Annotated in this window: 30 protein-coding genes and 2 riboswitches; of the genes, 3 read left to right on the top strand and 27 right to left on the bottom strand. The window is 51.1% G+C overall.

The genetic code is table 11. From position 1 onward, the window contains the following. Positions 1 to 26: 26 nt before the first annotated feature. From racE to L1N85_RS09900, 6 genes are all read right to left on the bottom strand, one after another. Positions 27 to 842, bottom strand: coding sequence for a glutamate racemase (racE, locus tag L1N85_RS09925; protein ID WP_235237401.1), 816 nt, complete (start codon positions 840 to 842; stop codon positions 27 to 29). 246 nt (positions 843 to 1,088) lie between these two features. After that, positions 1,089 to 1,526 carry a YtxH domain-containing protein gene (locus tag L1N85_RS09920; protein WP_235237400.1) on the bottom strand — a complete coding sequence of 146 codons (438 nt, stop codon included), beginning with the start codon at positions 1,524 to 1,526 and terminating at the stop codon, positions 1,089 to 1,091. After that, a complete protein-coding gene (locus tag L1N85_RS09915) occupies positions 1,513 to 2,052 on the bottom strand; it encodes a DUF948 domain-containing protein (protein ID WP_235237399.1) in 540 nt (179 codons plus the stop codon). Before L1N85_RS09915 ends, L1N85_RS09920 begins: the two co-directional genes overlap by 14 nt. 198 nt (positions 2,053 to 2,250) lie before the next feature. Then, positions 2,251 to 2,919 carry a helix-turn-helix transcriptional regulator gene (locus tag L1N85_RS09910; protein ID WP_268818221.1) on the bottom strand — a complete coding sequence of 223 codons (669 nt, stop codon included), beginning with the start codon at positions 2,917 to 2,919 and terminating at the stop codon, positions 2,251 to 2,253. Positions 2,920 to 3,006: 87 nt separating this feature from the next. Next, the gene (locus L1N85_RS09905; protein ID WP_235237398.1) at positions 3,007 to 3,426 is read right to left on the bottom strand and encodes a DUF86 domain-containing protein; all 420 of its coding nucleotides are present in this window, start codon (positions 3,424 to 3,426) and stop codon (positions 3,007 to 3,009) included. Positions 3,427 to 3,569: 143 nt separating this feature from the next. After that, positions 3,570 to 3,857 carry a Dabb family protein gene (locus L1N85_RS09900; protein ID WP_235237397.1) on the bottom strand — a complete coding sequence of 96 codons (288 nt, stop codon included), beginning with the start codon at positions 3,855 to 3,857 and terminating at the stop codon, positions 3,570 to 3,572. Between the two features lie 106 nt (positions 3,858 to 3,963). Here L1N85_RS09900 and L1N85_RS09895 point away from each other — a divergent pair, with 106 nt between their 5' ends. Continuing rightward, positions 3,964 to 4,227 carry a hypothetical protein gene (locus L1N85_RS09895; protein WP_235237396.1) on the top strand — a complete coding sequence of 88 codons (264 nt, stop codon included), beginning with the start codon at positions 3,964 to 3,966 and terminating at the stop codon, positions 4,225 to 4,227. 69 nt (positions 4,228 to 4,296) lie between these two features. Here L1N85_RS09895 and L1N85_RS09890 read toward each other — a convergent pair whose 3' ends face one another. The 5 genes from L1N85_RS09890 to L1N85_RS09870 form a co-directional block, all read right to left on the bottom strand. Next, a complete protein-coding gene (locus L1N85_RS09890; protein WP_235237395.1) occupies positions 4,297 to 4,686 on the bottom strand; it encodes a cupredoxin domain-containing protein in 390 nt (129 codons plus the stop codon). A 135-nt stretch (positions 4,687 to 4,821) separates the two neighbouring features. After that, positions 4,822 to 5,223 (bottom strand): hypothetical protein, encoded by a 402-nt coding sequence (locus tag L1N85_RS09885; protein WP_235237394.1) that lies wholly within the window; start codon positions 5,221 to 5,223, stop codon positions 4,822 to 4,824. Between the two features lie 185 nt (positions 5,224 to 5,408). Further along, positions 5,409 to 5,630, bottom strand: a complete 222-nt coding sequence (locus L1N85_RS09880) for a hypothetical protein (protein WP_235237393.1) — start codon at positions 5,628 to 5,630, stop codon at positions 5,409 to 5,411. A 332-nt stretch (positions 5,631 to 5,962) separates the two neighbouring features. After that, the gene (locus L1N85_RS09875) at positions 5,963 to 6,568 is read right to left on the bottom strand and encodes a DUF2087 domain-containing protein (RefSeq protein ID WP_235237392.1); all 606 of its coding nucleotides are present in this window, start codon (positions 6,566 to 6,568) and stop codon (positions 5,963 to 5,965) included. A 186-nt stretch (positions 6,569 to 6,754) separates the two neighbouring features. Continuing rightward, complete coding sequence (locus L1N85_RS09870) at positions 6,755 to 7,309, bottom strand: DUF1273 domain-containing protein (RefSeq protein WP_235237391.1); 555 nt, start codon at positions 7,307 to 7,309, stop codon at positions 6,755 to 6,757. Positions 7,310 to 7,394: 85 nt separating this feature from the next. Continuing rightward, a riboswitch (TPP riboswitch) is annotated at positions 7,395 to 7,497 on the top strand. Positions 7,498 to 7,592: 95 nt separating this feature from the next. Between L1N85_RS09870 and thiD the strand changes: the two genes are divergently transcribed. After that, complete coding sequence (gene thiD, locus L1N85_RS09865; protein ID WP_235237390.1) at positions 7,593 to 8,441, top strand: bifunctional hydroxymethylpyrimidine kinase/phosphomethylpyrimidine kinase; 849 nt, start codon at positions 7,593 to 7,595, stop codon at positions 8,439 to 8,441. A 272-nt stretch (positions 8,442 to 8,713) separates the two neighbouring features. Here thiD and queF read toward each other — a convergent pair whose 3' ends face one another. The 6 genes from queF to L1N85_RS09835 form a co-directional block, all read right to left on the bottom strand. Continuing rightward, positions 8,714 to 9,211 (bottom strand): preQ(1) synthase, encoded by a 498-nt coding sequence (queF, locus tag L1N85_RS09860; protein WP_235237389.1) that lies wholly within the window; start codon positions 9,209 to 9,211, stop codon positions 8,714 to 8,716. 33 nt (positions 9,212 to 9,244) lie between these two features. Continuing rightward, positions 9,245 to 9,976 (bottom strand): 7-carboxy-7-deazaguanine synthase QueE, encoded by a 732-nt coding sequence (gene queE, locus L1N85_RS09855; protein ID WP_235237388.1) that lies wholly within the window; start codon positions 9,974 to 9,976, stop codon positions 9,245 to 9,247. Continuing rightward, a complete protein-coding gene (locus tag L1N85_RS09850; RefSeq protein ID WP_235237465.1) occupies positions 9,966 to 10,415 on the bottom strand; it encodes a 6-pyruvoyl trahydropterin synthase family protein in 450 nt (149 codons plus the stop codon). The genes queE and L1N85_RS09850 overlap by 11 nt, the downstream gene beginning before the upstream one ends. 2 nt (positions 10,416 to 10,417) lie before the next feature. Beyond that, on the bottom strand, positions 10,418 to 11,080 hold the full coding sequence (gene queC / locus L1N85_RS09845; RefSeq protein WP_235237387.1) for a 7-cyano-7-deazaguanine synthase QueC: 663 nt from the start codon (positions 11,078 to 11,080) through the stop codon (positions 10,418 to 10,420). Between the two features lie 144 nt (positions 11,081 to 11,224). Then, a riboswitch (PreQ1 riboswitch) is annotated at positions 11,225 to 11,268 on the bottom strand. A 138-nt stretch (positions 11,269 to 11,406) separates the two neighbouring features. Continuing rightward, a complete protein-coding gene (locus L1N85_RS09840; RefSeq protein ID WP_235237386.1) occupies positions 11,407 to 11,943 on the bottom strand; it encodes a hypothetical protein in 537 nt (178 codons plus the stop codon). 424 nt (positions 11,944 to 12,367) lie between these two features. Then, positions 12,368 to 13,477 (bottom strand): rhamnogalacturonan acetylesterase, encoded by a 1,110-nt coding sequence (locus L1N85_RS09835; RefSeq protein ID WP_235237385.1) that lies wholly within the window; start codon positions 13,475 to 13,477, stop codon positions 12,368 to 12,370. Positions 13,478 to 13,820: 343 nt separating this feature from the next. On the opposite strand from L1N85_RS09835, the gene L1N85_RS09830 reads away from it, so the two are divergent. After that, positions 13,821 to 14,723 (top strand): J domain-containing protein, encoded by a 903-nt coding sequence (locus tag L1N85_RS09830; protein ID WP_235237384.1) that lies wholly within the window; start codon positions 13,821 to 13,823, stop codon positions 14,721 to 14,723. Positions 14,724 to 14,877: 154 nt separating this feature from the next. Here the strand turns inward: L1N85_RS09830 and L1N85_RS09825 are convergent, their stop codons facing one another. The 10 genes from L1N85_RS09825 to L1N85_RS09780 form a co-directional block, all read right to left on the bottom strand. Then, the gene (locus tag L1N85_RS09825; RefSeq protein ID WP_328285194.1) at positions 14,878 to 15,600 is read right to left on the bottom strand and encodes a FadR/GntR family transcriptional regulator; all 723 of its coding nucleotides are present in this window, start codon (positions 15,598 to 15,600) and stop codon (positions 14,878 to 14,880) included. A gap of 36 nt (positions 15,601 to 15,636) precedes the next feature. Continuing rightward, positions 15,637 to 16,362 carry a LutC/YkgG family protein gene (locus tag L1N85_RS09820; protein ID WP_235237383.1) on the bottom strand — a complete coding sequence of 242 codons (726 nt, stop codon included), beginning with the start codon at positions 16,360 to 16,362 and terminating at the stop codon, positions 15,637 to 15,639. Continuing rightward, a complete protein-coding gene (locus L1N85_RS09815) occupies positions 16,355 to 17,887 on the bottom strand; it encodes a LutB/LldF family L-lactate oxidation iron-sulfur protein (protein WP_235237382.1) in 1,533 nt (510 codons plus the stop codon). Before L1N85_RS09815 ends, L1N85_RS09820 begins: the two co-directional genes overlap by 8 nt. Further along, entirely contained in the window at positions 17,884 to 18,612 is a 729-nt protein-coding gene (locus tag L1N85_RS09810; protein ID WP_235237381.1) for a (Fe-S)-binding protein, read from the bottom strand. The genes L1N85_RS09815 and L1N85_RS09810 overlap by 4 nt, the downstream gene beginning before the upstream one ends. Before the next feature lie 120 nt (positions 18,613 to 18,732). Continuing rightward, positions 18,733 to 19,491: a DeoR/GlpR family DNA-binding transcription regulator gene (locus L1N85_RS09805; RefSeq protein ID WP_235237380.1), complete on the bottom strand. Its 759-nt coding sequence runs from the start codon at positions 19,489 to 19,491 to the stop codon at positions 18,733 to 18,735. 35 nt (positions 19,492 to 19,526) lie between these two features. Further along, the gene (locus L1N85_RS09800) at positions 19,527 to 20,996 is read right to left on the bottom strand and encodes a rhamnulokinase (protein ID WP_235237379.1); all 1,470 of its coding nucleotides are present in this window, start codon (positions 20,994 to 20,996) and stop codon (positions 19,527 to 19,529) included. Then, positions 20,993 to 22,213: an L-rhamnose isomerase gene (rhaI, locus tag L1N85_RS09795; protein WP_235237378.1), complete on the bottom strand. Its 1,221-nt coding sequence runs from the start codon at positions 22,211 to 22,213 to the stop codon at positions 20,993 to 20,995. The genes L1N85_RS09800 and rhaI overlap by 4 nt, the downstream gene beginning before the upstream one ends. Positions 22,214 to 22,241: 28 nt before the next feature. Then, positions 22,242 to 22,613, bottom strand: coding sequence for a sensory rhodopsin transducer (locus L1N85_RS09790; RefSeq protein WP_235237377.1), 372 nt, complete (start codon positions 22,611 to 22,613; stop codon positions 22,242 to 22,244). A gap of 14 nt (positions 22,614 to 22,627) precedes the next feature. Then, the gene (locus tag L1N85_RS09785; protein WP_235237376.1) at positions 22,628 to 24,697 is read right to left on the bottom strand and encodes a bifunctional aldolase/short-chain dehydrogenase; all 2,070 of its coding nucleotides are present in this window, start codon (positions 24,695 to 24,697) and stop codon (positions 22,628 to 22,630) included. A gap of 173 nt (positions 24,698 to 24,870) precedes the next feature. After that, a complete protein-coding gene (locus L1N85_RS09780; RefSeq protein ID WP_235237375.1) occupies positions 24,871 to 25,776 on the bottom strand; it encodes an ArsR/SmtB family transcription factor in 906 nt (301 codons plus the stop codon). Positions 25,777 to 25,847 lie beyond the last annotated feature (71 nt).

Raw genomic sequence — 25,847 nt, 5'->3', positions numbered from 1 at the left:
TCGGGACCCGGCTTCTGCTTAAGCAATCAACTAATATGAGGGACCTGCCAAACGACGGGCGTCAGCTCGATCTGCTCTCCCAGCCACTGCTGGGCGATAGACTTGAACAAGAGCGGTTGTCCGCTGCAAAAAAATTGATGAATCGGCTCCTGATCTCCTCTGGCAAGCTTTCTCTTATCGTGCAATATCGTGCTGATCTCGCGTGCGGTCTCGTCGGCGGAGCTGATGAGGTTAACGCCTTGACCCATTACCTCGGATATCGTTTCTATCAAAAAGGGATAGTGAGTGCACCCGAGTATTAATGTGTCTATCGGATGGCTTCGCAAGTGACCGATTGAAAGGCGAACGGTCTCATACGTTTCTGCCGACCGGAAATTGCCCTTCTCCACCAGCGGCACAAACTTCGGACAAGCCTCGCTGATTACCTGCACATGCGGCGACAGCTCGCACAGAGCTTGCTCGTAGGCGCCGCTCTTAATGGTCCCTTCCGTTCCGATCACGCCGACGCAGCCGGTTACCGTGCGCCCGATTGCCGCTCTGGCACCAGGATTAATGACGCCGACTACAGGTATGACGATCCTCGAACGAATATCGTCGAGCGCTGCGGCCGTAGCCGTATTACATGCTATAACCATCATTTTGGGACGAAATTGAATTAAGTAATCGACGATTTCCCGCGTAAATTTGACAACTTCTTCGGAAGATCGCGGTCCATAGGGTGTCCGAGCCGTATCGCCGAAGTAAATGATTTTCTCGCGCGGCAGTTGGCGCATCACTTCCTTGACAACCGTGAGGCCGCCTACGCCTGAGTCTAGTATCGCAATCGGTTGCTGCACAAACACACCGCTTTCTCGAACAAAATGTAATGATTCAAGTCAGAATAGCATATGAATACAGGTAGAAAAATGTACCTATATATTATCGCAAATTCGGACAAGGTTCAAGAAAGCAACAGCACCGTCACATCCTTAGCGAGCTCGCTTGCTGTATTTAGGCGGTTCGCTGTCCTTAACGTTACGAACAAATAGAAAGTTGCATTAAAAAAGACCCCATAGCATTCAGCCATGAGATCTATTTGGGTCCATTCGTTAATTAGTCGATTGAAGCTCCTTCGATACCGCCGCTTGCGTCTCTCCTGCCTCTACCGTTTCGATCGCGCTCGCCTCTTGATCTCCATCCGCGACCGATATTGCAACGTTAGCGGTCTCCTCCTTAACTGCTTCCGTTTCCTCGCTGCCTTTGTTCCGGCTTCTCATGCCCGTTACAACACTGCTGGCAACCTGCTTCGTTTTGCCGGCGATTTGTACGGCCTGGCCTCCGAGCTGCTTCGCAAGACGTCCGGTCGTATCGGTCACTTGACCCGCTACCTTCACTGTCGTATCACTAACCTTCTGTGCCCCAACCGAAATATCCTGACGGAGCTCCTTGCCAGCCTTCGGCGCTATCAACAGCGCCGTAATCGAGCCGACAACACCTCCTGCTAATGCTCCCAGCAAAAATCCTTTTGTTTGTTTACGTGTTGACATTGTAGTTGCTCCCTTCGTTCTTAGCGTGCCCTTCGTCTCTGCTCCTTGATTCGGAATCCGATCCGGATACGGGTTCATGGGCATCCCCGGCAGGCGCCGCTGCCTTTCGACTAGTTTGCCACAGCTGCCACGCTGCCATTCCTAGCTCAGCCCATTCCAGCACTTCACCAGTCTGTCGCTTCGTTGCCGGACGCTTCGCATGAAGCTCAGCCGCTTCGGACAAAACGGAGGTTACATGCTCCACCGCAGATGTCGTATGCGCGATTGCTCCTCCGATTTGGCCCGCCGCTTCAAACAGCCTGCTCGCCGATTGCAGTTGCCGATGCGCTGCCCTTATCGTTTCTTCCGCCTCGTGCACAAGCCCGCCCAGTTCCGTCGTTACCTTCTGCAGATCCTGCTGCATGCCGGCTGCCGAAGCCTGCATCTGCGCTAACCTGCCGAGCGCCGACCGCAAAGCAATCAAAATGCCTATCGCCAAAATCACGAATGCACCTGCGGCTATCGCCGCGCTCCATGAGATTACCATGCCCGTTTCCCTCCTCCTTCATCAATTGCAAGGCAATGTATATGCTTGAATAGACGAATGCCCACTTGAGTAATGACAGTATAAGCAGCATGGGCTCGTCTTGACACAACAGAGGCAAAAATGTTCGTCATCCCAACAAAAAGGCCGCTTCGGCAGATACTTATCATCTGCTGAAACGGCCTTATTCACATGTTTGCGTTATCCAATCCGATAGCTGCACTTGCCTCCGCCCTTAGCCAAACATTCCGTTCGTTCGACAGGTACGTCAAGCAATAATGCCTTGAATAAAGAAAGCTCGCATTTGCAAGCCTGCTGATACTTGCCGGCAACCTGGGCAATCGGACAATTATACTCATAAAACATATAGCTGCCGTCATTCCGGGACTCAATGTCTACCATATAACCCCCGGCGTTTTGAATCGCGGCCAGCTCGCTTATTCTCTGTTCTAAGCTCTTGTCCGCCATTCGCGGCTCGTAGCGCTCTAGCAGCTTCTTCCTGCGTCCTTCGAACATCCGATCGATTAGCGCTGCAGTGTCCGGGTCGTCCGCCAGCTCGCCGAGCAAATCCAAAGCGAGCATATTATAATTTTTCGGAAAAAGCTCATCTGCCTCTGCCGTAAGCTCATAGACATGCAGCGGTCTTCCCATCGCTTGACGCATGGCTAAGATGTTGACGCTGCCTTCGCTCTCCAGCGCATACATATGCCGCCGAATCGCCATTTCCGTTAATTCCAGCTCCTGCGACAATTGGCCGGCGTTCATTCTGCCGCTTGTTTTCAGCAGCATTAATATCCGCTCCCGCGTCGTTCCGTCTCCGCGCGTCCCCGCTGCAACGCCGGCTGCGCGTACCGCTCCGTTCCGCTTCAACCCTTCACCACCCCTGCAGGCTTGATAGCGTCATTGTAACGTATTTTTATCTATTCGTAAATGAACAATCATTTCTACGGCAGCTGCCTAGAGCTCACGTTCCAAATATTGCTCAACCGCCAGTTTGAAAGCCGGCATTACGGCAGCGAGCGTCACGGTGAGCGGATGAAGATCGCTTCTCTGCCATTTGAAATAGTCCTGAACAAGCGGCTTGCGCAGCTTCACAAGCTCGGTCAGCGTTTCCAGCATGTCCGACGGGAAAACGCCTTCTTCTCCCGTAATTTCGATGATATCCTCATAGCTGCTCGCATCCCGCATAATAAACCCGTCAATGAGGAAACTGCCAACATCGGTTACCGTCTCTATAGCCAGATGAAGCGCTCTTTCCTGCGCCAGCCCCTCCAGCATCGTGCCCTGCCAATTGGCAGCAAGCGATTGCATCGTCGTTGCGATATCAGGTATCGTGTCCAGCCTTACTGCAATTTGTTCGCGATTCACATAATACATCCATTAGTCGCCCGCTTTCAGCCTTGCTTCTTTTTTTTGGCTTTGCGTTTCAGCCACGCTACCATAATGATGCTGCTAAAGATAATGACAAGCAAATAAGTCAAAATTTCGTAAACATCCCTCATGTCACGTTAACCTGCCTCTCAGCTCTCAAAATCGACGCTGACGGAAGCTTCGCGGACTTGCAGCATATGCTCGATTACTTTTTTATGTACGGGATGCACCTGATAAGCCTCCAGCGCTTTCATCGATTCGAATTTCGTAATAAGCGCAATATCGTAAGAACGTTCGGAATGAAGCACGTCAATTCCGATCTCAATCGACATCAGCTCGTCGATTTGTCCTTCCATGTCCCGCAGCACCTGTGCGGTGCGCTCAACGCTCTCCGCGCTGTTGTCCTTCAACTTAAAGCAAACGATATGTGTAATCATGGTTAGTTCCTCCTCTGATTTCTCGCATGAATTTCGTCCTTTTGTCACATAATAACCTAAGCAGTCGCATTACGGCAATCTTTAACATGAAGGAGATCGGTACGTTATGCGCTATCCAGTGACCATTGCAGCTACTCTTATAGGTGTTGCTATCTGTTTGTTCAATTACACGGGCTATGACCCGCATAATCTTGTTTTCTTCATGTTGAGCGTTCCCGCATGGGTTGTCGATCTATTCGTGGACGTGCATGAGGTAAGCGTCCTTCTTATGTACGTGCTTACCATACTGACGTGGGCATTGCTCGGTTATGTCGCCGATGTGCTTATTGCACGCGGCCGCGAACAGGAGCGAAATCGCCGTTCTGCCTAAGAACATTTCTATGTCAGCAAAAAGGAGCCTTTCGGCTCCTTTTTGCATGTCCATACTCTATAACAAGTCTTACGCCGCTTCGACAATCAGCTTAGACACCATTGTTGCATGTCCTTGTCCGCATGGAATGGAACAATAAATCTCATATTCCCCAGGCTCGGTGAACTCCAAATCCATTTCAGGGTGATCATTGTCGAGCACTACTTGAAGCTCATCAATATGAATGCCGTGAATACCGCTCTTATTGGAAAGCTTCAATCGAACCTTGTCTCCAACCTTCGCTTTGTATTCCGCTTGGTCAAATACGAAATCGTTCGATGCTACAACCTTCATTAGTGTAACGCCTTCCGGCAACGAGGCAGACTCGTCAACCGGCCTTTCAGGCAGGGCGAATGTGAGCAAATATAAGCCCAGCAACGACGCCGCTGTAAATAAACCAAACATAATCCACTTGTGCATTGCTACGTGCTCCCCTTTGCGATCATAATGTCTACCTCTTATATTACATAAGATCATCCGAAGTTCTCAACCTTAAACTGCGGAAAGAGGGAAAATTTTTTTTCTTTTTTGACAAAACCATGAACAATTCCAGCTTTAGCTGGACAAATACCGCTTCAATACCCGTTCCGATTCTGCTTTCACGAACCCCCACAGCATAAAAAAACGATGATGGTAGCCGCGGCACACGTACTTGGCATGCAATCCATCCGCTTCGCGTTTCTCTTCATAAACTTTAATCCCCGTCTCGCGAAACTGCCTTCTAATAGCGGCGAGATCAAGCAGCACGCGGTCCTGCATGCCGCGCAGCATCGATTCATAGAACCTCGGCAGCTTAATGGCCGATGTGCCAATCACGCGAATATCATGGTCCAGTATACGCATCACGATACCGAGCAGCACATAGCGCTTCACCAGCCCGAGCTCATCCTCGGTCTGTATCGGCGGATGCGGCGCCGTCTTCACCGCAATGCGGGCTTCTTCCTCTTTAGCGGTCATTGCCACCCCTCCAAAAAGAACGTATGTTCTTATTATAACGAGGTGCAGCTATTCCATGCAAGTAAAATTCCCGGACGCTATATTTTTCATATTGGAAATAGTTGAAATGGTTGTTGTTACATGAAGCATTATTTCCAGTGAGGGTGATCATTATCCATCTATTTTTAACGATATACCCGCCGTAGTTATAAGCAATAGTAGCCTTTAAAAACAGAAAAGGAATCATCGCTCTCATGGGCGTGATTCCTTCGGTGCTTCTTATTCAGCCTTGCTTGCTTCTCCTGCATTGTCGGGCTGCGTTTCATGGCTGGATCGACTCCCTGCCAGCTGCCTCGCAACATATCCGGCGTCGTTCGACCTTGACGGGCCAGCTTCTGCCTTGCTTTCTTCGCTTTGCTAATAGACATCGTATTGCCTCCTATATTCATCAAGTAACTTCTCGCTTCCGAGACCCATCTGGCGCGCTATGTTGGATTTATCCTTTTAAAAAATAAACCTGTTTGTTTATATTATATACGGAATGCAGTCGGTACGGGAAGAGCAATACGTTTAGGCAAAATTGATCTCTATCGTCCTCCTGCTTCCCACTCCTTAAACGCCTTGCGCTATTCCGATAAATTTAATCGGGATATGTAATGTACCATATTATACCAACCCCAATTTGCAGGTGTCAATCAAAGTATGAAGCGACCGCCCAGCTCATTCAATTAACCTGTCCAGGCGGCTTTGCGCATCGCTATCAGGCGAGTGTCTCCCACTTCGTCCATAGCTCTGGCGGATTCAGCTCGTAAATCCCGTTTTCCCTGAACATGAGCTGATGCATAATGAATTCCCGGCGGATCGTCGCGAAATCGTCATGAAATCCTTTGATGAACTGATTGATTTCCTTCTCCGTGTAGCGTTGTCCTCTCGTTAACCGCGAAACGATATGCTGGAGCACGATCAGTTTTTTCTTTAGCTGCACCGGCATATGCTTCAGCTTGCCGTCCGCCGTAAAGAAATTTTTGATGACGGCAATCTTTAAACGCTCATAGCTCTCCTCCATATGGTCCATCCCTCTTTCTTTGCCGGCATTCCGGTAGATCAGCTGCTCTGCGGCATTCGCGTTGCTTTTAATAAAATAGTCATTGAGCGAAAAATAAATCGTGTTCTTGTCCCTTCGCTCGTTAATTAAGCTCGCTTCACGTAATTTTGTCGCATGATGCGTAATTGTAGCCGGCGTAACGCCCAGCTTCTCGGCAAGCAACTGGCCGTTAAGCTCGCCCTCCGCCAGCATAATAAGCATTTTGATCCTCGTAGCGTCCGCCAGCGCCTTATGATAGGCGACGACTTTATCCAACTGCATGAAATGGCCTCCCTCCAAATCTAATTTAATAAATATCTAATTAGATATTTGTTAAATTAAATTATAGAACATTTGTTTAAATTGTCAAATATAAAACAAAAAACTCAAGCCGTGTTCAGGCTTGAGTCAGGCTGTCGGGAAAGTCCATTTTTTCAAAAAACAGCTCGGTATTGAGTACTTTATTACTCACTCCGTATACATATTCGCCTCATCCGCAATGCTTTGAATATCCTCCGAGCTGATGCTTATGAATCCGTAGCCCTCGGCCTGCTGCTTCTTCAGCGCTTTCTCTTTAAAGTACTTCGGGCTGCCCTCACCGGCGTCCTCGTCATAGACGAGCAAGATGCCGTCCGTCTTTCGGAACAGCAGTTCGTCCCGCGCCGTGAATTGCCAAATGCCGCTGTACGGCTGCTTGCTGACCGCTGCATAGTAGTCAACTCCTTTTAGCACCTGCTCGTAATACTCCTTCTTGTCGTCCTTCCATTTCTCCTCCGGGTTGCTGTAAGCCGACAGAATCGACAGCCGCAAATGGGGATACGCTTCCTTAAGCGAAATGACGACCTCGCACGCCCATAGATCGACGCCGTATTGGCCGGGCGTAATGACCCACTCGAGTCCGTCCTCAATAAGGGGAACCAGCTTTCCCGCCAAAGCCTTTTTGATATATACGATTCCCTCGTGCTTTTGGCTGAAAATATTAAGCTCATGCGCGCGATAGCCGGTAACGAGTAAATTTTTCATAGATTCAATCCCTTTTCGGATCATTATGTTTTACATCTCTCCAGTGTATGCTATAGTAGTAAAAAAACAAATCGAATATGGATCTCAAATTCACTAGGGGAGTCTACCGGCTGAGATGGAGCGAATGCTCCGGACCCTTGGAACCTGATCTGGATCATTCCAGCGGAGGGAAGTGGAGCGACAGCTTTCATGCATGCGCGCAAGCCTTGCAGGACGTTTGGACCTGCTCGTTTCTTTTCGGAAACGGGTGGGTCTTTATTTATTTGCAAGGAGGAGCTCATTTATGGCGTTTCTAGCAAAAGTAAGCAAGGCTTTAACAATTGCCGGCTCGGACTGCGGAGGCGGAGCGGGCATACAGGCGGATCTGAAAACGTTTCAGGAGCTTGGCGCCTACGGCATGTCCGTCATCACCGCGGTAACGGCGCAGAACACGCTGGGTGTACAGGGCGTCTACCCCATGGAGGCAGCGGCGGTCATCAGGCAGCTCGATTCGATCGGAGAGGACCTGACACCGGATGCCATAAAGACAGGGATGCTGTTTAGTGCGGAAATCATTCAAGCAGTATCCGCGAAAGTGAAGCAATATGGATGGAAAAACCTTGTCATTGACCCGGTCATGGTCGCCAAGGGCGGCTCTTCCCTGCTTCAGCAGGAGGCGATTCAATCATTGATCAAACATTTGATTCCGTTAGCGCTCGTTACGACTCCAAACATTCCAGAAGCTGAGCTGCTGACGAGGATGCCGATTCGCACGCTCCATGACCGGGAGGAAGCGGCAAAACGAATCATCCAAATGGGCTCGCAATATGTCGTCATCAAAGGCGGACACGATACGGGTAAAGACGGGATCATTGACTTGGTCTACGACGGCGGTCATTTTGCATACATGGAGTCCAAACGAATCGACACCCAGCATACTCATGGAACCGGCTGCACGTACTCCGCCGCCGTTACGGCTGAATTAGCTTCCGGAAAAACGGTCGACGAAGCGGTTCGAACCGCCAAAGGTTTCATTCAAGCAGCGATCGAGGATCAGCTAAGCATAGGTGGCGGGCATGGACCGACGAATCATTTTGCGTATCAGCGCAGAATGCGAGGCGCGGCTACTGGGCCGCAGCGATTCTTGCAGTAATCGGTGCATACAAAATCGTAGGAGTATCCGCCATTCCGACGCCATTGCTAGTGCAGCTTCAGCGCGAGCGAATTTATTGGATAAATCCAACATAGAGCGCCAATTGGGTGCTGCACGAGCGAAGTTATTGGATAAATCCAACATAGAGCACCAATTGGGTGCTGCACGAGCGAAGTTATTGGACTTTTCCACTTTGAGCTAATGACAGCATTATAAGAGTAAATAGGGGCTGTCTCTTAGGGTCTATGACCTATTGAGACAGCCCCTATTCACTATCGGTTATCGATTTTCTCAGGGTAAAGATCATGATTCATCAAACGATGCTCCGCAATCTGCTCGTACTTGGTGCCGGGCTGGCCCCAGTTGCAATAGGGATCGATGGAAATGCCGCCGCGCGGCGTGAACTTGCCCCAAACCTCGATGTATCTGGGATTCATAAGTGAAATCAAGTCGTTCATAATAATGTTCATGCAGTCCTCGTGAAAATCGCCGTGATTGCGGAAGCTGAACAAGTACAGCTTGAGCGATTTGCTTTCGACCATTTTGAGATCGGGAATATAGGAAATGTATATCGTTGCAAAATCCGGCTGCCCCGTCATCGGACATAGGCTCGTAAATTCCGGGCAATTGAATTTTACGAAATAGTCCCTTTTCGAATGCTTGTTATCGAATGCCTCCAATATTTCCGGCGAATAGTTAAATAAATATTGCGTGCCTTGGTTGCCGAGCAGCGTCACGCCGCTTAGCTCCTCCTTGCTTCTTCCTTCCATGCCAGCTCTCCCGCCCTTCTCGTTGTTCAGGTGTTATACACCCTTCTTATTTCCCCAAACCCAGGTATGAAGCTGCGGCAGCACATGCACCCGCTTCAGCTCGGGATTCGGCATCACCCGCTCGATTAGCCACTCGTAACGCTCCAACAAATACGGCAGCATGCGCTGCGGCTCCGTCTCCTGCAAATTGCCGTTTCCCGCTTGCACATAGAACGGAACCTGAGGGTAACGCCTATGAACATAGGTCGCGTATTCCAGATCTGCCTCGTCAAACACGACCGTCTTGAGGGAAAAGCACCGTTCATGTTCGTTTAATTTGTCGACGATATCGTCCAGCACCGTCCAATCGGTCTTCATGCCGGAGCTTGGAGGTTTAGGAGAGAGCGTCAGCTCGTCGATCGTCCAAAACCAATCCTGCCAGCGGCTGCCCTGCGTCTCCAGCGCAACGCCAATCCCTCGCTCATGCAGTTGGTCGATTAGCTCGCCGAGCTGCGGAAGCAATGCAGGATTCCCGCCGGAAATCGTAACATGCCCGAAAGCTTCGCCGCCGGTTTTCTCTAGTTCCTCTATCGTTTCATGCGCAGTCAGCATGCGAATATCTTCTTTGCCGCTGCCGTCCCAAGTGAACGCCGAATCGCACCAGGAGCAGCTGTAATCGCAGCCTGCCGTGCGGACGAACATCGTTTTACGGCCGATAACCATGCCTTCCCCTTGCACGGTTGGTCCGAATATTTCCATGACGGGAATTCTTTTGTTAGCTGCCATCGAATCCCGCCTTCCGCTTCGGCCGGTAGATGCAATAGCTCGTCGGCGTTTCGCGCAAATATACCTGCACGCATTGCGGACGATTGGCCGTACCGTCCAAATGCCCTTGCACGATTTCGCAAATCGTACGCGCCACGACTTCAGTTGTCGGAAAGCGATTGGGATCCTTATCATTGAAGCTTTCGGAATCGTCGTTAAGAAGCGAGTGATCGAACCGATCGTGAATAAGACGCTTAATGACGGCAAAATTCACGAGAAAGCCTGCTGTGTCCAGCTCATCTCCAGCAACCGTAACGTTCGCGTAATACGTATGTCCATGCAGCTGCCGGCACTTCCCAGCCTCATCGGCAGGTACAAAGTGCGCCGCGGCGAAATGAAAATCCTTATTAAGCTCGTATGCATAAGGGTGATTGACTGACGGATATATTTGCTGCAGCATCATCACACCGCTCCCCGATTAGAACCTGCCAAAAAGTCATCGAGACCTCTTCTGCGGAGCAGGCAGGCCGGACAATGTCCACAGCCATCGGCCATGATGCCGTTGTAGCATGTCAAAGTCCGCTCCCGTACGAAATCGAATGCGCCAAGCCGGTCGGCCAGCTCCCAGGTTTCCGCCTTGTTCAGCCACATTAGCGGCGTATCGATGACAAACGGATAATCCATCGACAGGTTAAGCGTCACGTTCAGCGATTTCACGAATACGTCCCGGCAATCGGGATAACCGCTAAAATCCGTTTCGCAGACGCCCGTCACGATATGCTTCGCGCTGATCTGCTTGGCAAGCACGGCTGCGAAGGTGAGGAACAATAAATTGCGGCCGTCCACGAACGTCGTAGGGAGCTCCCCTTCCTTTTGCTCGATGGCAATATCGTCCCTCGTTAACGCATTCGGCGCTAATTGATTCAGCAGCGACATATCAAGAATGTGATGCTTGACGTTCAGTTCCCTTGCAATGTCAGCCGCGCAATCCAGCTCGAGCTTATGCCGCTGTCCATAGTTGAAGGTTACGGCCTCCACCTCTTCGAACCGCTCCATTGCCCAGAACATGCAAGTCGTGCTATCCTGCCCGCCGCTAAACACGACGACCGCTTTTTCTTTTCTCATGCCGCAACTTCCTCTCATGTCTTTGAAGACAGAGATTGCCCGAATTCCTTCATCGATAGCAAAAAACCAAAGAAACGGCGCGAAGCGGTCTGAACCGCCTCACGCCGAACGCAAAAACGACGATGTCTCCTGACGGGACAATCGTTTTGCATAGTTTTTTATAGAGGGAGTTCGCGAACCTCTCCCGACCGCCATTTCCATTATACGGCGAGGCGCCGGAATTTCTTCTTTAGTTGTATATTCTCAAGTACTATAGCACATCTGGCGGCGAATGGGAACAGACCGTGTTTCCCTGACTAAACCGTTGACTGATTCCCTAGGTTCCCTTAGACAGAGGGCCCCCGAGTTGTCGCCTCAGCCAACTCATGAAGCGTCTGAAGCATATGCTGGACTAATTCCGGTATATCGTCCATTTGCTCCTCGCTAATTTTACGATTGAAGCCAAGCTCTATCGTATTCAAATATATTGGTTTATCTTGACCGTATACATAGCTAATAGTTTGCGTAGGCGCTATTTCAGGATTCCAAATTCGCTTGAGAATAAGCTCGATTTCCGCGCATTGGGCGTGAACGTCGATCATCTGCATAAAAAAACGTATTCCCAGTGTGCAGGCTGGCGTTTCGCCTTGAAGCTCTAATATTTCGGCAGCTAAATCCTTAAGCGATGCCGTCAGCTGTATTTCCGCAGAAACCTCTTGGCGGTCAGCGAGTGTAAATCTCAGCCTGAACTCTCGCGACATAACGGCCATCTCCAGCCGATCTACACGATTGATCATATCAATCTCCCGGTCCAAATTGTCCAAGTCGTAGAGCTGATTCTCAAAAGCCACTTTCAAATTCTCGAACACGGTTGGGTCGAACATTCCGCTTCCCTCGCTTTTGGTGCTGTGTCGTAGTTTCTATTGTAGTTCAAGCTGCTCGTATAATCGAGCCTTGTCATCACCCGCTTAAATTATTTCGAGATCAACATTTACTATTTTGAATCATGAATACAATAAGCTCACCCAGCCGGGTGAAATATCCAACGGATCTGAAATAGAGCTAAAAACTAGATCTATTTCCTCCAAGCTAACCAAAAATGCAAATATAGAGCTAGAAATTAGCTCTATTGTACACCGCCCGCCATCAATCAGAGCTCAAACACACCACAGCTCTGTAATAGATCTAAAAATTAGCTCTATTTCCACCAAACTAACCAATAATGCAAATATTGAGCTACAAATTAGATTTATTGCGTATCGCCGGTCCTCCAGCAGGCTCACCCAAAACCGCTATGCCCGCTTGAGCCTAAATACCCTTCAAATACAAGTTCAGCGGCGACAATCCAAGCTCGCGCACCCCTTCGGCCACCAATCCGGCTATCTGAATGCCGCCAAGCTCCTGAAAGTGCGTATCATCCTGCGCTCCATCGGGAAAATGGATGAACTCGCCGGGATACGCCCACATAAACAGCGCTTTGGACGGCTCGTCCCCAAGCTGCTCGTACAACGCTTGGCTCTTTGCAGCCAAGTCGATCAGCGGTACGTCCAGCTCAGCCGCAAGCTGCTTCATGCCGAGCAAATAATCGCCGTGCGTATCAATGATGCGGCCTTCCCTGTCAAACTTGCGACGATGCATCGGCGTAATGAGCACTGGTCTCGCATCCCGTGCACGAGCCTCCTCCACATAAACCGCCAGCATTTCCTTATAACTGCCGAACGGCTCCGTAGCCCGCTCTACATCCGGCTTCTGGTCGTTGTGGCCGAATTGAATCCACAAATAGTCATTCGGCATGATTTGCTCCAATATGGCCGCAAGCCTTCCTTCGTCGATAAAGCTTCTCGAGCTTCTTCCCGACATTGCATGATTATCGATAGCTACGTCCGTCTTAAAATATAACGGCAGCATTTGTCCCCAGCCCGCATAAGGGAACGTATCCTGATCCGTTACGGTGGAATCGCCCGCCAAATAAATCGTAGTCGCTTGCTTGGCCCGGGCGATTTGAAGCGCATTAATGCGCGGCGCAATACCGGAGAAAGCAAGTCGAAGCTGTCCATCCGTTACTTTGACGGTAAAACTGTGCACCGCATATTGGCCGGCGGAGGCAGCAGCTTTGTGAAGGACGATGCGGCCTGTGCCATACTTGAGCGTTGTCGAGGTAGGGGCAATGGCATCGCCGATCGTTGCCGTCACGGTATAGCAGCCGTTTGGCAGATCCACGGTAAACACGGCCTCCAGCGGAATGCAAAATGCGCCGCGCAGACGATCATCCTCCCCGCGGTCCCGCGAGCTTACTCGTTCATTATTCTCGAACCCGTAACCCGTCACCTCGCTGTACAGCGTATCGGGAAGCACTTGTATATATGGTGCAGCGGGCACGGCGCCGATTCCAAAATCAAATTTGTACGAAACGGTCATGAGAGCACCTTCCTATCCATTATTGTCCTCATGCTAGCATAACAAATTACAACAAAATAGGAAGCCAATTAATCGTGTTTTTTGTTCAAAATTCCGACCCGCGCGGCTGTTACTAGTTTAAAGCGTGACATGTTTCACTTTGCATCGATAATGTCAGCCACTTCATTTCATTGTTCAAGGACAGGGCCCGGCATACGCCTCTCGTTTATCGGCGGTAGTGGCAGCGCGTGCCGTAACGAACCGTTTGTGAGACAGACTTCGTCAAAGTTTGCGTTAGCCGCGGAATTCCGTATACTATTAGATAGGAATCATACAGGAGCTACTTACTAATTGGGGTGACACAGTGGACGAATTAAAAGAAGCCTATAAGACGATGGGTCTGCCGGAATTTGCGGCCAAGGAAGAAGTGGAGAAGCGCTATACGACGCTTATGCGCCAAGCCCGCTCCAGAACGAAACAGCAGAATCAAGAAGCAGGAGACGCCGAGAATTCATTTTCAAAGGTTACGCAAGCATATCGGGTTATATTGGAGTATGAGGACCGCAAGCTGACAGACGCCTTCAACGTGCAGGAATACGGCAAGTACAAGAAAATGGCTGGACAAGCTCAGAAAATGGATCATTTCTGGCGTTACTACAAATTTCATACGATAGGCGCCATTGCGGCGGTAGCACTTATCATTTACGGAATCATCAGCTTTATGGATTATCGCGCCGAGCAGGAACGGCTCGCTAATTTGCCTCCAGTCGATTTAACCGTTTCGTTTATGGGCAATTTCATGCTGACGGAGGATGCTCCCAAGGAAGAACCTATCGAAAACGCGCTTTTGACAGCGTTTCCCGACTGGAAGCGCTTCGTCTCTACGGTGACCTTTGTCCCGGCAGACCAGCAAACGCAATACGCCTATTTGCAAAAGGCCGTATTAGTGTTAGCAACGGAGCATCCGGACGTTTATATTATGGACCGCAACATTTTTGATTGGATCGGCGGGCAAGGCGTCCTGATGAACCTGGATGACCTGGCAGAAGGCGAGCTTAAGCCTCTCCTCAAGGAGGGGATACCGATGAAGATGAAGACCTCCGAAGATACCGAAGAGCATGTGTACGGTTTAGATATAAGCGACAGCGCCCTCGTCGACGATGTGCCGCTTTATCAAGAGAGCATGATCATCGGCATCCGCGTCGACACAAAAAATCCGGATAAGGCGAAGGCGTTCATTAAGAAGTATTTGGCTACTATAGAGTAACGTTAACAAAAAAGCCCGACCCCGATGCAACCATCATGACGATGGCAGCAAGGAGTCGGGCTTTTGAGTTTTTCCTGTTCATGCTGCCGGTGCAGCCTTGATCTTGCATGATTGATTAGTTCAATTTATATAGACTACAATGTCTTTTTAGCATTTACGCGCCCAAATGCTTCAGCACGATGCTCTCGATATGCTTCAAGTGCTGCTTCATGCGGTCACCGGCTGCAGCGGCGTCCTGCTGAACAATGGCCTCATAAATCGCAAGATGCTCCTCGTAAAGCCGCTCCGCTACAGCCGTACTGGCGTACAGCTCAACGCGTCTAATATCATGGATGGCCGTTTCGATATGATTCATGATCGATTCGAACAACCGCACCATGATCGAGTTATGAGTCGCCCGCGCGAGCGTGAGATGAAACTGAAGATCCAATCGCTCGCCTTCCGCTTCATCGCCGACGGAACGCTTCATCTCATCGATCATGCCTTGCAGCACGACAAGATCCTCGTCTGTCCGCTTTACGGAAGCAATGGCGGCATTGGAAACCTCAAGCGATTCGCGGGCCTCCAGCAGCTCCAGCACCGTCTCGCGGTTCAAACGGAGCGATTGCAGCTCCGGCAGCTCGACCTCCGCAGGAGCGCAACTGATGACGCGACAGCCGCCGCCTTGACGTATTTCGATCATTCCCATTGCTTTAAGCGCACTCAGCGCTTCGCGGGTAGTGGAGCGTCCTACGCCGAACTGCTCGGACATTTGCTTCGTGGAAGGCAGCTTATCCCCTGCCTTGAGCTTTCCTTCTATAATAAGCCGTTTCACCTGCTCGGTAATTTCCTCGTAATGATTCCGCTTCGACAGCTTTACTACGTCCAGCGACGGCATAGCGCGTCACCTCCTGATACATTTTGACATGTTCGATTAACCTACAAGCAATGCATAGACAATGCCAGGACCATGCACGCCGATAGTCAGATCATTTTCGATATCGGAGGAGCGGCTTGGGCCGGATATGAAATGAATGCCCGCCGGCAACTGCCCGCGTCCTGCTTCGTCAAACGTAACGAGCACCTCGCCCAGCCGCGTTTTTAACCGCTCGATCGGAATAATGATGATCAGCACGGCTGGCAGCAGGCTGACGGAGCGGCCTTTATTTTCGGCAGACAAGACCGTAACCGAGCCCGTATAAGCAACAGCATGGTCCGCCATAACGATGCCGAAATCCGCTTCCGCGGCACGAGCCCTCCAGTACTGTTCCGGATCGGTATTCCAGACCGACACCTGCGAATCCGTCAGCGAGCCTTCCAAATCAAGCGCAGTAAGCTCCGGCTGATTTTGGCGCACGACGTATTTCGCGCTCATTTCCTCGGCCTTATCCACAATAAATTGCTTCGCTTCATCCATCGTCTGAAGTCTCGCCACATGACCGCCTACCGAGAGAAAGTTGTCGGTAAACTCCTTGACACGCTCATCTTCGGACCATTCGAACGCTTTCCAGAAGTCAGGAGCGCCGCGGAACGGATGCTGCGGCTTCTCATACATTCTCGGATGTCTTAGCTTGGCAGCAATATCGTTCATGAACAGCTCCTGCTTCGCACGCGACTCGGCCTCCAGCTTCTCAAGCCACTGCTTATGCGTATCAGCCATGTCCGTGACCTCCTTTGCCTTCCTTCTGCTCCTGCTCCCGCTTCCTTACAAGCTCTTCCATCCGATTTTGCATAGACGAATCCATTTGCTTCAGGCCCTGCTTCAGCTCCTGATCCAGCGTTTCCCAACGGTCACGGAATGACTCCTTAGGCAAGCTTGGCGTTACGCGGTACGTGTTCCACCCCTTCAGTGGTCCCAGCTTCGTCTTAATAACTCCGCTGCGCACGACTAGCTTTTGACCCAGCTTTCCTAGTCGAAGCATGCCTCCCAGACGCGAGGAATTGCCCATGATGGTTGCGAACCCCTGCATGCCGATCGATTCCAGCTTATTGCCGTTGCCGCTCTCCACCTTTCGTCTGCGCAAATATACGAGCATGTCATGAAGCGGAATTTTGACCGGACAAGCTTCATAGCAGGCGCCGCATAAGCTTGATGCGTTAGCGACATCGTCCCATTCGGCAATGTTCTTGTTAAGTGATGGCGTTAATACCGCCCCAATTGGGCCGCTGTACGTGCTGCCGTAAGCATGGCCGCCGATATGGCGATAAACGGGACAAGCATTTAAGCAGGCGCCGCAGCGGATACAGTTCAGCAGCTCTTGAAACTCGGGATCGCCGAGCTGCAGCGAACGTCCGTTGTCGATAATGATAATGTGCATTTCGTCAGGACCGTCCGCATCCTCTGGTCGGCGCGGTCCGGTAATGCCGGACATATACATCGTCAGCTTCTGGCCCGTAGCCGAGCGAGGCAATAGCGTCGCCATCACTTCCAGATCAGACCATGAAGGAATGATGCGTTCCATGCCCATAAGCGTAATTTGCGTTTTTGGAACGGTGCTCACCATGCGGGCGTTTCCTTCGTTTTCGAACAATACCATCGAACCGGTCTCGGCAATCGCGAAGTTGCAGCCGGTCATTCCGATCTCAGCCTCCAGAAACTTCTCGCGCAGCTTCTTGCGAACGAATCCGGCAAGCGCGGTCGTATCCGGAGGCAGGGTGTAGCCCGCTTCCTTGGACAGCAAATCCGCGATTTGATAGCGGTTCTTGTGAATGGCGGGAATGACGATGTGGGATGGCATCTCACCGGCAAGCTGAATAATATATTCGCCCAAATCGGTCTCTACCGCTTCTACGCCAATGGATTCAAGCGCGTGATTGAGATGCAGCTCCTCCGACACCATCGACTTTGATTTGACGACGGACTTGGCACCTGCATGCTCGGCAATATCCAGCGTCAGCTTCACCGCTTCCTCGGCCGTATTCGCAAAATGCACATGCACGCCGTTCGCCCTTGCATTGTTCACGAACAAATTCAAATAGTAGTCGAGATGGGCGATCGTATGCAGACGGATTTGTCTGCCGCGCTCGCGCCACTCCTCCCAATTCCCGTGCTCCTCGGTCGCTTTTTTCTTCCCGTTGCGAAGCCGCTCCGTCGTAAACCGGACCGCTTTGCGCAAAAACTCGTCATTAAGAGCCAGATCCGCTCTAGCTTTCACCGTTTGTACCTTCTTATGCGCAGCACTCATGCTTCTTTCACCCCTTCATACAGAAGCTCGGCCAAATGCATGACGCGAACCGGTTCGTTCCGATAGCGCAGATTGCCGGCAATATTGAGCAAGCACGCCATGTCGAGTCCTACCAAAACCTCCGCTTCCGTCTCCAGCACGTGATCGACCTTCTCTGTAACCATTGCACCGGAAATATCGGCCATTTTCACCGCAAACGTACCGCCGAAGCCGCAGCAGTCCTCCGCGAACGGCAGCGGAACGAGCTCAAGTCCCTTTACGTTGTTAATGAGCGCCAGCGGCTCATCCTTCACGCCGAGTATACGGCTGCCGTGACAGGAGGGATGATACGTAACCTTATGCGGAAAAGCAGCACCGACGTCCGTTACGCCAAGCACCTGCACGAGAAATTGCGTAAATTCGTATGCCTTGCTTTGCAACCGTTTCGCCCGCTCCAGCATAACGGGATCATCCTCAAACAGCTTCGGATAATGATGGATCATGCCGGTACAAGAGCCCGAAGGAGAGATGACAAAATCGCTGTCTTCAAAAGCATCCAAAATCGTTTTCGCCGAATCTCTCGCTTCCTTCCAGTAGCCGCTGTTATATGCAGGCTGACCACAGCAGGTTTGCACCGTAGGAAACTGAAGCGAGACGCCGTATTTCGCCAGCAAGCGCACCATCGCTTCGCCGACACGAGGGTACAGCGCATCGCTTAGGCAAGTAATAAATAATGAAACCTTCATTCCCGCACCCCTTTCATCGCTTTTTCATTTTATTATATCAGGTTGTCAGACAAGTTTAATAAAAAAATGAGAGCCAAATGGCGCCGCGCTTCAATGTGAGCGTGGCGCCATCCAGCACCATTACACCGTTGTTACGGTTATTTGCTTTTCTTCGAGCTGCGCAAGGAGCTCGCCGGATAAACGGCCATCCGTGATGATCGTATGGATATCGCGGAGTTCAGCGACATGCGTGAACGCTTGTACGCCGAACTTGCTGGAATCGGCGAGCAGGATGACCTGGTCCGCCATGCCGATCATTTTGTGCTTGATACGTGCCTGCAGCTCGTTGGACTCGCTTATTCCGCGTTCAAGATGAACGCCCTTGCACGAGAAAAACGCTTTGTCTACATGGTACGCATCAAGAGAACGCTCTGCCAGCGGACCGACATAGGACAATGATCTTGATGCCAATATGCCGCCGGTCGAGATGACCTCGATCTTTTCCTTGCTGCTGAGCTCCATGGCTACTTTGATGGAGTTGGTGAGCACGGTGAGCGGAATGTCCGGCATGCTCGCCGCCATGTACCACGCCGTCGAGCTCGCATCGAGCAGAATGCGATCCTGCGGCTGAATCAGCTTAATCGCTTCCTCCGCAATACGCTTCTTCTCATCCGCCCGCATAACCTCCCGCTCGAAATAAGGAATTTCCGGCTGCTGATCCTTCACGCTAACCGCACCGCCATGGGAGCGGCGTAATCGTCCGGCTTGTTCCAAGCGGTCAAGGTCGCGCCGAATCGTTTCCTCGGTCACCTGACAAAGCTCGCTTAGCTCCGTTACTCTAATACTGCCTCTCTCATTTACCAGCTGTACAATTTTGTCGTATCGTTCCTGGGCCAGCATAGCGTACCTCTTTCTTACCTATATTTGAATTCGCCTTAAGCGATTCCCGTCTTCTCTCTGAAGGAACGGTAAGCGTTGTCCCATTCCTTATGATGCACAGGCTCATATACGTCTACCGGGAACGAGCCGCGAATGACCTTGCGGGCTTCCCATATGTCCGAAAGCTTCCCGCCGGCGATCCACTGTACGATCATATTGCCGATCGCGCTGCCTTCTACGGGACCTGCCCATACCGGCTTGCCGATCGCATTCGATGTCCACTGGCACAGCAACGTGTTCTGGATGCCGCCTCCGACCATATGCAGCCCGTTAAACGACTGTCCGGACAATTGCTCCGTAAGCTCAAGCACGCAACGGTATTTCAAGGCCAGGCTCTCCAAAATGCAGCGAACGGTCGTCCCTGCTTCCGCCGGCACTTTCTGCCCTGTACGCTTGCAATATTCGGCTATTCTTGCAGGCATATCGCCCGGGTGAAGAAACAACGGATCGTCAGGGTCAATGAAAGCCGCGAACGGCTCGGCCACATTAGCCAGCTTTACTAATTCGGGAAAGTCATACGAAATTCCTGCCCTTTCCCAAGAACGCCGGCATTCCTGCAATATCCACAAGCCCATTATGTTCTTCAGCAGCCGATAAGTGCCGTATGCGCCGCCTTCATTCGTAAAATTCAGCTCCTGCGCCAAATCATTAATGACCGGCCCGCTAACCTCCGTACCCATCAGCGACCAAGTGCCGCAGCTTAAGTAAGCGAATGAACGGTCAAGCGCCGGAACCGCGGCAACCGCCGATCCGGTGTCATGCTCAGCTACTGCGTAAACCGGTACAGGCTCGATGCCAAGCTCAGCGCAAACCGATGAACGCAATTGTCCGACCTGTGCGCCAGGCTGAACAACCTTGCCAAACCATTCTGGAGAAAGGCCGATCGCGCGAATCAGCTCCTCGTCCCACGAGCCTGCGACCGGATTATAAAGCTGCGTCGTCGTTGCATTAGAGAACTCATTAAACATTTCCCCCGTGAGGAAATAGCGGAGCAAATCCGGTATCATCAGAAAATGCTTCGCATCCCGCAATAACGGCGAGTCTGCCCGCTTCAAAGCGGCAAGCTGATAGATCGTATTGAACGGCAGAAACTGAATGCCCGTCTTCGCGAATATAGCCGAAGCCGACAGTTCTTCCACAACCTGCTCCATGACCCCATCTGTATGATGGTCACGATAATGGTAAGGGTTGCCCAGCAATTCTCCATTGCTCCCGATAAAGCCGAAATCCACGGCCCACGAATCGATCGCTATGCTGTCCAGCTTAATCCCCCGGTGCTTCACCTTTAGCAAGCCCTGCTTAAGCTCATGCAGCAGCCGCAAAATATCCCATTGAAGCCGATCGCCGACCTGCACCGGATCATTCGGGAACCGGTGCAGCTCCTCAACCTCAATCTTTCCCTCATTCAGCCGGCCGAGCAGCGCTCTGCCGCTGCTCGCACCGAGATCGTAAGCGAGAATGGTCACCAGCTGGCACCGCCCTTGCCTCTCACCAGAATATCTTTGCCATAGCTGCTGCTTAGATAAGCTTTCATCGGATCAAGCGGCAATCCTTGCTCCTCGCGGATCGCGTGCAGCAACGGCGTCACGTCAAACTCGAACGCGCGGCGAACGGCATCCTCAGCGCCAAGAACATCATGGCGTTCAGCAGCTGCATTCACTTCATCATGGTTTATGAGAAGCGCCTTCGCGAATTGCGTTTGCACATTAAGCACCGAACGCAGCATCGCCGGAATTTTTTGCTCGATATTGTGGGATTGGTCGATCATATAGGCAATATTTTCAACGTTTTTGCGGACAGCCGCATCCGAATCGCCAGCCGCACTCAAAATTTGATAGAAAATCAGGAACAGCTCATATGGATTAACGGAACCGACGATCAAATCGTCATCCGCATATTTACGGCTGTTGAAGTGGAAGCCGCCCAGACGCTTCTCGTCCAGCAGGTACGCAACGATATGCTCGATGTTCGCGCCTGGAAGATGATGGCCCGTATCGACAAGCACCTCGGCTTGCGGACCAAGCTTTTGCGCCAAATTGTACGCCATGCCCCAATCGGCAAGATCAGTATGGTAGAATGCCGGCTCGAAGCATTTATACTCGATGAGCATCCGCATTTCCGGCGTCATCGCGTTGTACATTTCGGTCAAAGCTTCCTGCATCCAGCCTTTACGCTTGCGGATATGGCCTTGGCCCGGATAATTCGTGCCGTCGGCGAACCATAGGCTAAGATCGCGCGAGCCCGTCTCCTTCGCAATGTCTACGCACTTCAGCAGGTGATCCGTCGCTTTGCGGCGAATTGCAGCATCCGAATTCGTTATGCTGCCAAGCATGTATTCCTCATCCTGGAACAGGTTAGGATTAACCGCGCCGATGGAAAGTCCAAGACCTTCGGCATGACTTCTCAGCTTGCTGTAATCCTCCACTTTATCCCACGGAATGTGAATCGCTACGGAAGGAGCAAGGCCAGTCAGGTTATGCACCTGTGCCGCATCCTCGAATTTCTCGAACGGATTGCGCGGCACGCCCTCCTTCTGGAATACTTTAAACCGAGTACCAGAATCGCCATAACCCCATGAAGGCGTCTCGATTTTGAGCGCTTTCAGTCTTACTTTCACTTCATCTATGTTAATGCCTCTTGCTTGCTGCTGTTCCTCGAAAAACGCGTATGCGCGGTCGGACATCTCGAACACCCTCTCTAATGTGAGTTAATTATTTAATGGGATAAGCTATGGTTGACATTAGCGTGTTTTCTGCTTGCGTTGAATCCAACCGGCTATATTGCACGATGATTGGAATATCGCTTTGCACCTCGATGGCATAAGGAACGCCGATCGGAATCGGCGCTCCATTCTTCATCAGCGAGCTGGTGCGTATATGCTTCGTGCGTCTTCCCTGCACGACGACGAGAATATCCTCCATCGGTTCGCGATCCTCAAAAAATATCGTAAAGCGAATGAGTGCTTCTTCCGAGGAAATGTTCAATACGCAAACCGATTCATGGCTGGTCAGCGATCCCGTGCTATCTGGCGGAATATAACCGTCAGGTATAAACCAATGTTTTTCGCCTCGCGCTTGAAACATAGCTCTCCAACCTCCTATCGGGTAAAAGCTGCCGGTACGCCGCCGTCAATCGTCAGCATGCAGCCTGTCGTTTTGTCCGCTTTGGACGATGCGAAGTACGCAATGCCTTCTGCAATATCGCGCGGATAGATGTTTACGAGCAGCGTCGTGCGTTTACGGTAGTATTCTTCCAGCTGATCAGGTTCAATACCGTAAGCCGCTGCGCGCTCGTTGCGCCAGCTGCCGTTCCAGATAGCAGAGCCCTGCAAAATAGCATCCGGCAAAATCGTGTTCACCCGAATGCCGAACTCGCCGCCCTCAGCCGCAATGCAGCGAGCCAGATGAGCTTCCAATGCTTTCGCCGCGCTGTATGCGGAGGCGTTCTTACCGGCGTAAACGGAGTTTTTCGAGCCGATAAATACCATGTTGCCGCCGATGCTTTGCTGCTTCATCAGCTTGAATGCTTCGCGGGCTACCAGGAAGTAACCTGTGCCAAGCACGTTCATGTTCAGGTTCCATTCTCTAAGCGATGTTTCATCGAACGGGCTGGATGTAGCCAAACCTGCATTGTTGATGATAATATCAACGCCTCCATAAGCAAGCGATGTTTCGGCATAAGCCGCAACCACCTGCTCCTCGCTCGTTACGTCCATTTTAACAGCTGTCGCCCGGTTCTCGCCGAATTTTTCGTTGATTTCAGCAGCAACCTTCTGAGCTCCTTCAAGATTCAGGTCGGCCAGCACGACATGCGCGCCTTCCGATACTAAACGACGTGCTGTTTCGCTGCCGATTCCGCCTGCGCCGCCAGTAATGAAGGCAACCTTGCGGGAAAATTCAGCTTCTGCAGGAGCAAGCGACAATTTGTAAAGCTCAAGCGGCCAGTATTCCACGTTGTACGACTCGTTCTCGCTCAGCGATACGAAATCGCCGAGTGCGGTAGCTCCGCGCATAACCGAGATCGCACGGTGATAAAGAGCGCCGCTTACCTGCGACATCGCCCAGCTTTTGCCCGTGTTGATCATGCCGATACCCGGAATGAGAATAACGCGCGGCGCAGCCTCGAACATAATGTCGCCTTCATTTTTGTTGCGGTCGAAATAAGCTTTATATTGTTCCTTATACGCAGAAATTCCTGCTGCCAATTTTTGTTTCAAGCCGTCAACGTCTTCTGCGTCCGGCGTCCAGTCGATGAATAGCGGAACAACCTTCGTGTGCACGAGATGATCCGGGCAAGCCGCGCCCACTTGGGACAATTGCGGCGAGTTTTGGCCGCTAACGAACGCAAGCACGTCCGCTTCGTCGTCGTAGGACAAGATCATTTTCTTCGCATCGCTTACCGCGCCGCGAATCGTTGGCATAACCTGGGCAGCCACGCTTCTGCGGACGTCGGCAGCCAGCACCTCATGTTTCACGCCGCCGAACAGCGATGCTTCGTCAAAGCGAGCCTCGATGAACGCTTCCGCTTCGGAGATGATTTTGATCGTTTGCGCATAGCACTCCTCCGAAGTCTCTCCCCAGGTAACGAGGCCATGCTTCTCCATAAGCACAAGCTCGGCGTTCGGGTTAGCGAGTACGCCTTCCGCAATCATTTTCGAAAGGTTAAAGCCGGGACGCACATAAGGCACCCATACGAAGCGGTCGCCGAAAATTTCTTTCGCAAGCGCCTTGCCGTTATCTGCGCAGCATAGGCTGATAATCGAATCCGGATGCGTATGATCCACGTGTTTAAATGGAAGGAAAGCATGCAGCAAAGTCTCGATTGAAGCGCGCGGGTGCTTGGAATCGATCATGCAGTTCACCAGGTAAGCAACCATTTCCTCGTCGGGCATTTCAGAACGTTCGAATAATGGACGAATGTCATCCATGCGCAGGCCGGTAAAATTGCCCGCTTTCATCGTCGCCAGGTCAGATCCGCTTCCTTTTACATACATGACCTCAACGTCCCGGCCGCGGAAATCCTTTACGATCGTTTTAGTGGAAGTATTGCCGCCGCCGTAATTGCAAACGCGACGGTCTTCACCGATAATGTTGGAGCGGTATACGAGCTCGGCTAGTCCGCCTTCAAGCTGAGATGCTTTTGAGTTGTCCCATAAACTTTGTACCATGGATATACCTCCGAATGATGTTTGTATTTGTTTGAATTGATCATATCATATTTGTTTATTTTTGAATATATGCATTTCAAACAAAAACGGATATTTGTTTCAAAAAATAAACAGAAACAAAAAAAGGCCGTCGAATCGCTCATGCGATTCCGGCCTCTCCTTGCAAACCCCGTCTATTCACAACGAAGCGTGACTTCAATATCCTGATTGTAGTTCCCGAAGCCTTTGCCGAACAGCGTAACGCCGCCGCAGTTTTTGGCAGCAGCGCTGCACGAAATGCGGAACAAAATTTCTTTGTCATAAGCCAGCATAAGCCGGTCGATCGTAATGTCTGAAACTTGAATGCCGTCAATAAAGGAGCCTTGACGATTGACGCGTATCGTCTTGATCAGCCCGTGCTGAATGTTTTTGTGCCACCATTCCGGTGTATATAGCCCGCGCATGCTTCCGAAGTCCCCCGGATAAGTCCACGTACCAATCCCCACACCGTTAAGCATGAACGCAATGTCCGACGGTAAATGATTAACGGAGCAAGGTGTCTCCGAGCAAATTTCCAAGGAAATCTCCAGCGATTCCGGCACTTCGTTATTGACCATATAATTAGGTATCCGATATTCCACAAAACCTGATCCGAACCACAGCACCCTTGCGCCAACATGCTCGGGGTCGGCGAAATACCGCGGATCGTCGCACATTCCGATCATTTGCGTATCAGACGCAAGCCCGCAGGTCGGTTTAATTTGATAGGAAGAGTAGTGCCCCACCGGAAGAGAAACAAAATACCTTTTCGTTTCATCTGCGGCTGGCGCCCCTTTAAATAAAAGCATCGCGTGCGTAAGCTGCAAATGACAAATCTTCTGCATCCCCCGTTTGCCCGCAACGCTCTCGCAGCGCACGATACCCGCTTCCTCCAGCATATGTATATGCCTCGTTACAATGGGAGACTTTATGTCTAGCGCCTCGGATAGGCTCTTAATATTCATCGGTTGAACGTTCAGTAATTCAATCATCTTAACCCGGGTATGTGACGAGAAGCATTCGAGAAACTTCATATTCCGGCTGCTTACCTCAATTTCCATTTCTGCTTCCCCTTCTAGTTTTCCATCTTTTTTTGTCCACTCATTATATAACTAAAAAGTTAACGTTTCAA

The organism is Paenibacillus alkaliterrae (genome assembly GCF_021532375.1).
GTDB classification, from domain to species: Bacteria; Bacillota; Bacilli; order Paenibacillales; family Paenibacillaceae; genus Pristimantibacillus; species Pristimantibacillus alkaliterrae.
The sequence above is the reverse complement of the archived record's forward strand: the minus strand, read 5'-3'. Positions and strand labels throughout refer to the sequence as shown.

Excerpts from the sequence above, each read along its gene's own strand:
- L1N85_RS09920 (WP_235237400.1), bottom strand. The coding sequence starts at position 1,526 with ATGTCAACACGTAAACAAACAAAAGGATTTTTGCTGGGAGCATTAGCA.
- L1N85_RS09915 (WP_235237399.1), bottom strand. The coding sequence starts at position 2,052 with ATGGTAATCTCATGGAGCGCGGCGATAGCCGCAGGTGCATTCGTGATT.
- L1N85_RS09905 (WP_235237398.1), bottom strand. The coding sequence starts at position 3,426 with ATGTATTATGTGAATCGCGAACAAATTGCAGTAAGGCTGGACACGATA.
- L1N85_RS09900 (WP_235237397.1), bottom strand. The coding sequence starts at position 3,857 with ATGATTACACATATCGTTTGCTTTAAGTTGAAGGACAACAGCGCGGAG.
- L1N85_RS09895 (WP_235237396.1), top strand. The coding sequence starts at position 3,964 with ATGCGCTATCCAGTGACCATTGCAGCTACTCTTATAGGTGTTGCTATC.
- L1N85_RS09890 (WP_235237395.1), bottom strand. The coding sequence starts at position 4,686 with ATGCACAAGTGGATTATGTTTGGTTTATTTACAGCGGCGTCGTTGCTG.
- L1N85_RS09885 (WP_235237394.1), bottom strand. The coding sequence starts at position 5,223 with ATGACCGCTAAAGAGGAAGAAGCCCGCATTGCGGTGAAGACGGCGCCG.
- L1N85_RS09880 (WP_235237393.1), bottom strand. The coding sequence starts at position 5,630 with ATGTCTATTAGCAAAGCGAAGAAAGCAAGGCAGAAGCTGGCCCGTCAA.
- L1N85_RS09875 (WP_235237392.1), bottom strand. The coding sequence starts at position 6,568 with ATGCAGTTGGATAAAGTCGTCGCCTATCATAAGGCGCTGGCGGACGCT.
- L1N85_RS09870 (WP_235237391.1), bottom strand. The coding sequence starts at position 7,309 with ATGAAAAATTTACTCGTTACCGGCTATCGCGCGCATGAGCTTAATATT.
- thiD (WP_235237390.1), top strand. The coding sequence starts at position 7,593 with ATGGCGTTTCTAGCAAAAGTAAGCAAGGCTTTAACAATTGCCGGCTCG.
- queF (WP_235237389.1), bottom strand. The coding sequence starts at position 9,211 with ATGGAAGGAAGAAGCAAGGAGGAGCTAAGCGGCGTGACGCTGCTCGGC.
- queE (WP_235237388.1), bottom strand. The coding sequence starts at position 9,976 with ATGGCAGCTAACAAAAGAATTCCCGTCATGGAAATATTCGGACCAACC.
- L1N85_RS09850 (WP_235237465.1), bottom strand. The coding sequence starts at position 10,415 with ATGCTGCAGCAAATATATCCGTCAGTCAATCACCCTTATGCATACGAG.
- queC (WP_235237387.1), bottom strand. The coding sequence starts at position 11,080 with ATGAGAAAAGAAAAAGCGGTCGTCGTGTTTAGCGGCGGGCAGGATAGC.
- L1N85_RS09840 (WP_235237386.1), bottom strand. The coding sequence starts at position 11,943 with ATGTTCGACCCAACCGTGTTCGAGAATTTGAAAGTGGCTTTTGAGAAT.
- L1N85_RS09835 (WP_235237385.1), bottom strand. The coding sequence starts at position 13,477 with ATGACCGTTTCGTACAAATTTGATTTTGGAATCGGCGCCGTGCCCGCT.
- L1N85_RS09825 (WP_328285194.1), bottom strand. The coding sequence starts at position 15,600 with ATGCCGTCGCTGGACGTAGTAAAGCTGTCGAAGCGGAATCATTACGAG.
- L1N85_RS09820 (WP_235237383.1), bottom strand. The coding sequence starts at position 16,362 with ATGGCTGATACGCATAAGCAGTGGCTTGAGAAGCTGGAGGCCGAGTCG.
- L1N85_RS09815 (WP_235237382.1), bottom strand. The coding sequence starts at position 17,887 with ATGAGTGCTGCGCATAAGAAGGTACAAACGGTGAAAGCTAGAGCGGAT.
- L1N85_RS09810 (WP_235237381.1), bottom strand. The coding sequence starts at position 18,612 with ATGAAGGTTTCATTATTTATTACTTGCCTAAGCGATGCGCTGTACCCT.
- L1N85_RS09805 (WP_235237380.1), bottom strand. The coding sequence starts at position 19,491 with ATGCTGGCCCAGGAACGATACGACAAAATTGTACAGCTGGTAAATGAG.
- rhaI (WP_235237378.1), bottom strand. The coding sequence starts at position 22,213 with ATGTCCGACCGCGCATACGCGTTTTTCGAGGAACAGCAGCAAGCAAGA.
- L1N85_RS09790 (WP_235237377.1), bottom strand. The coding sequence starts at position 22,613 with ATGTTTCAAGCGCGAGGCGAAAAACATTGGTTTATACCTGACGGTTAT.
- L1N85_RS09785 (WP_235237376.1), bottom strand. The coding sequence starts at position 24,697 with ATGGTACAAAGTTTATGGGACAACTCAAAAGCATCTCAGCTTGAAGGC.
- L1N85_RS09780 (WP_235237375.1), bottom strand. The coding sequence starts at position 25,776 with ATGGAAATTGAGGTAAGCAGCCGGAATATGAAGTTTCTCGAATGCTTC.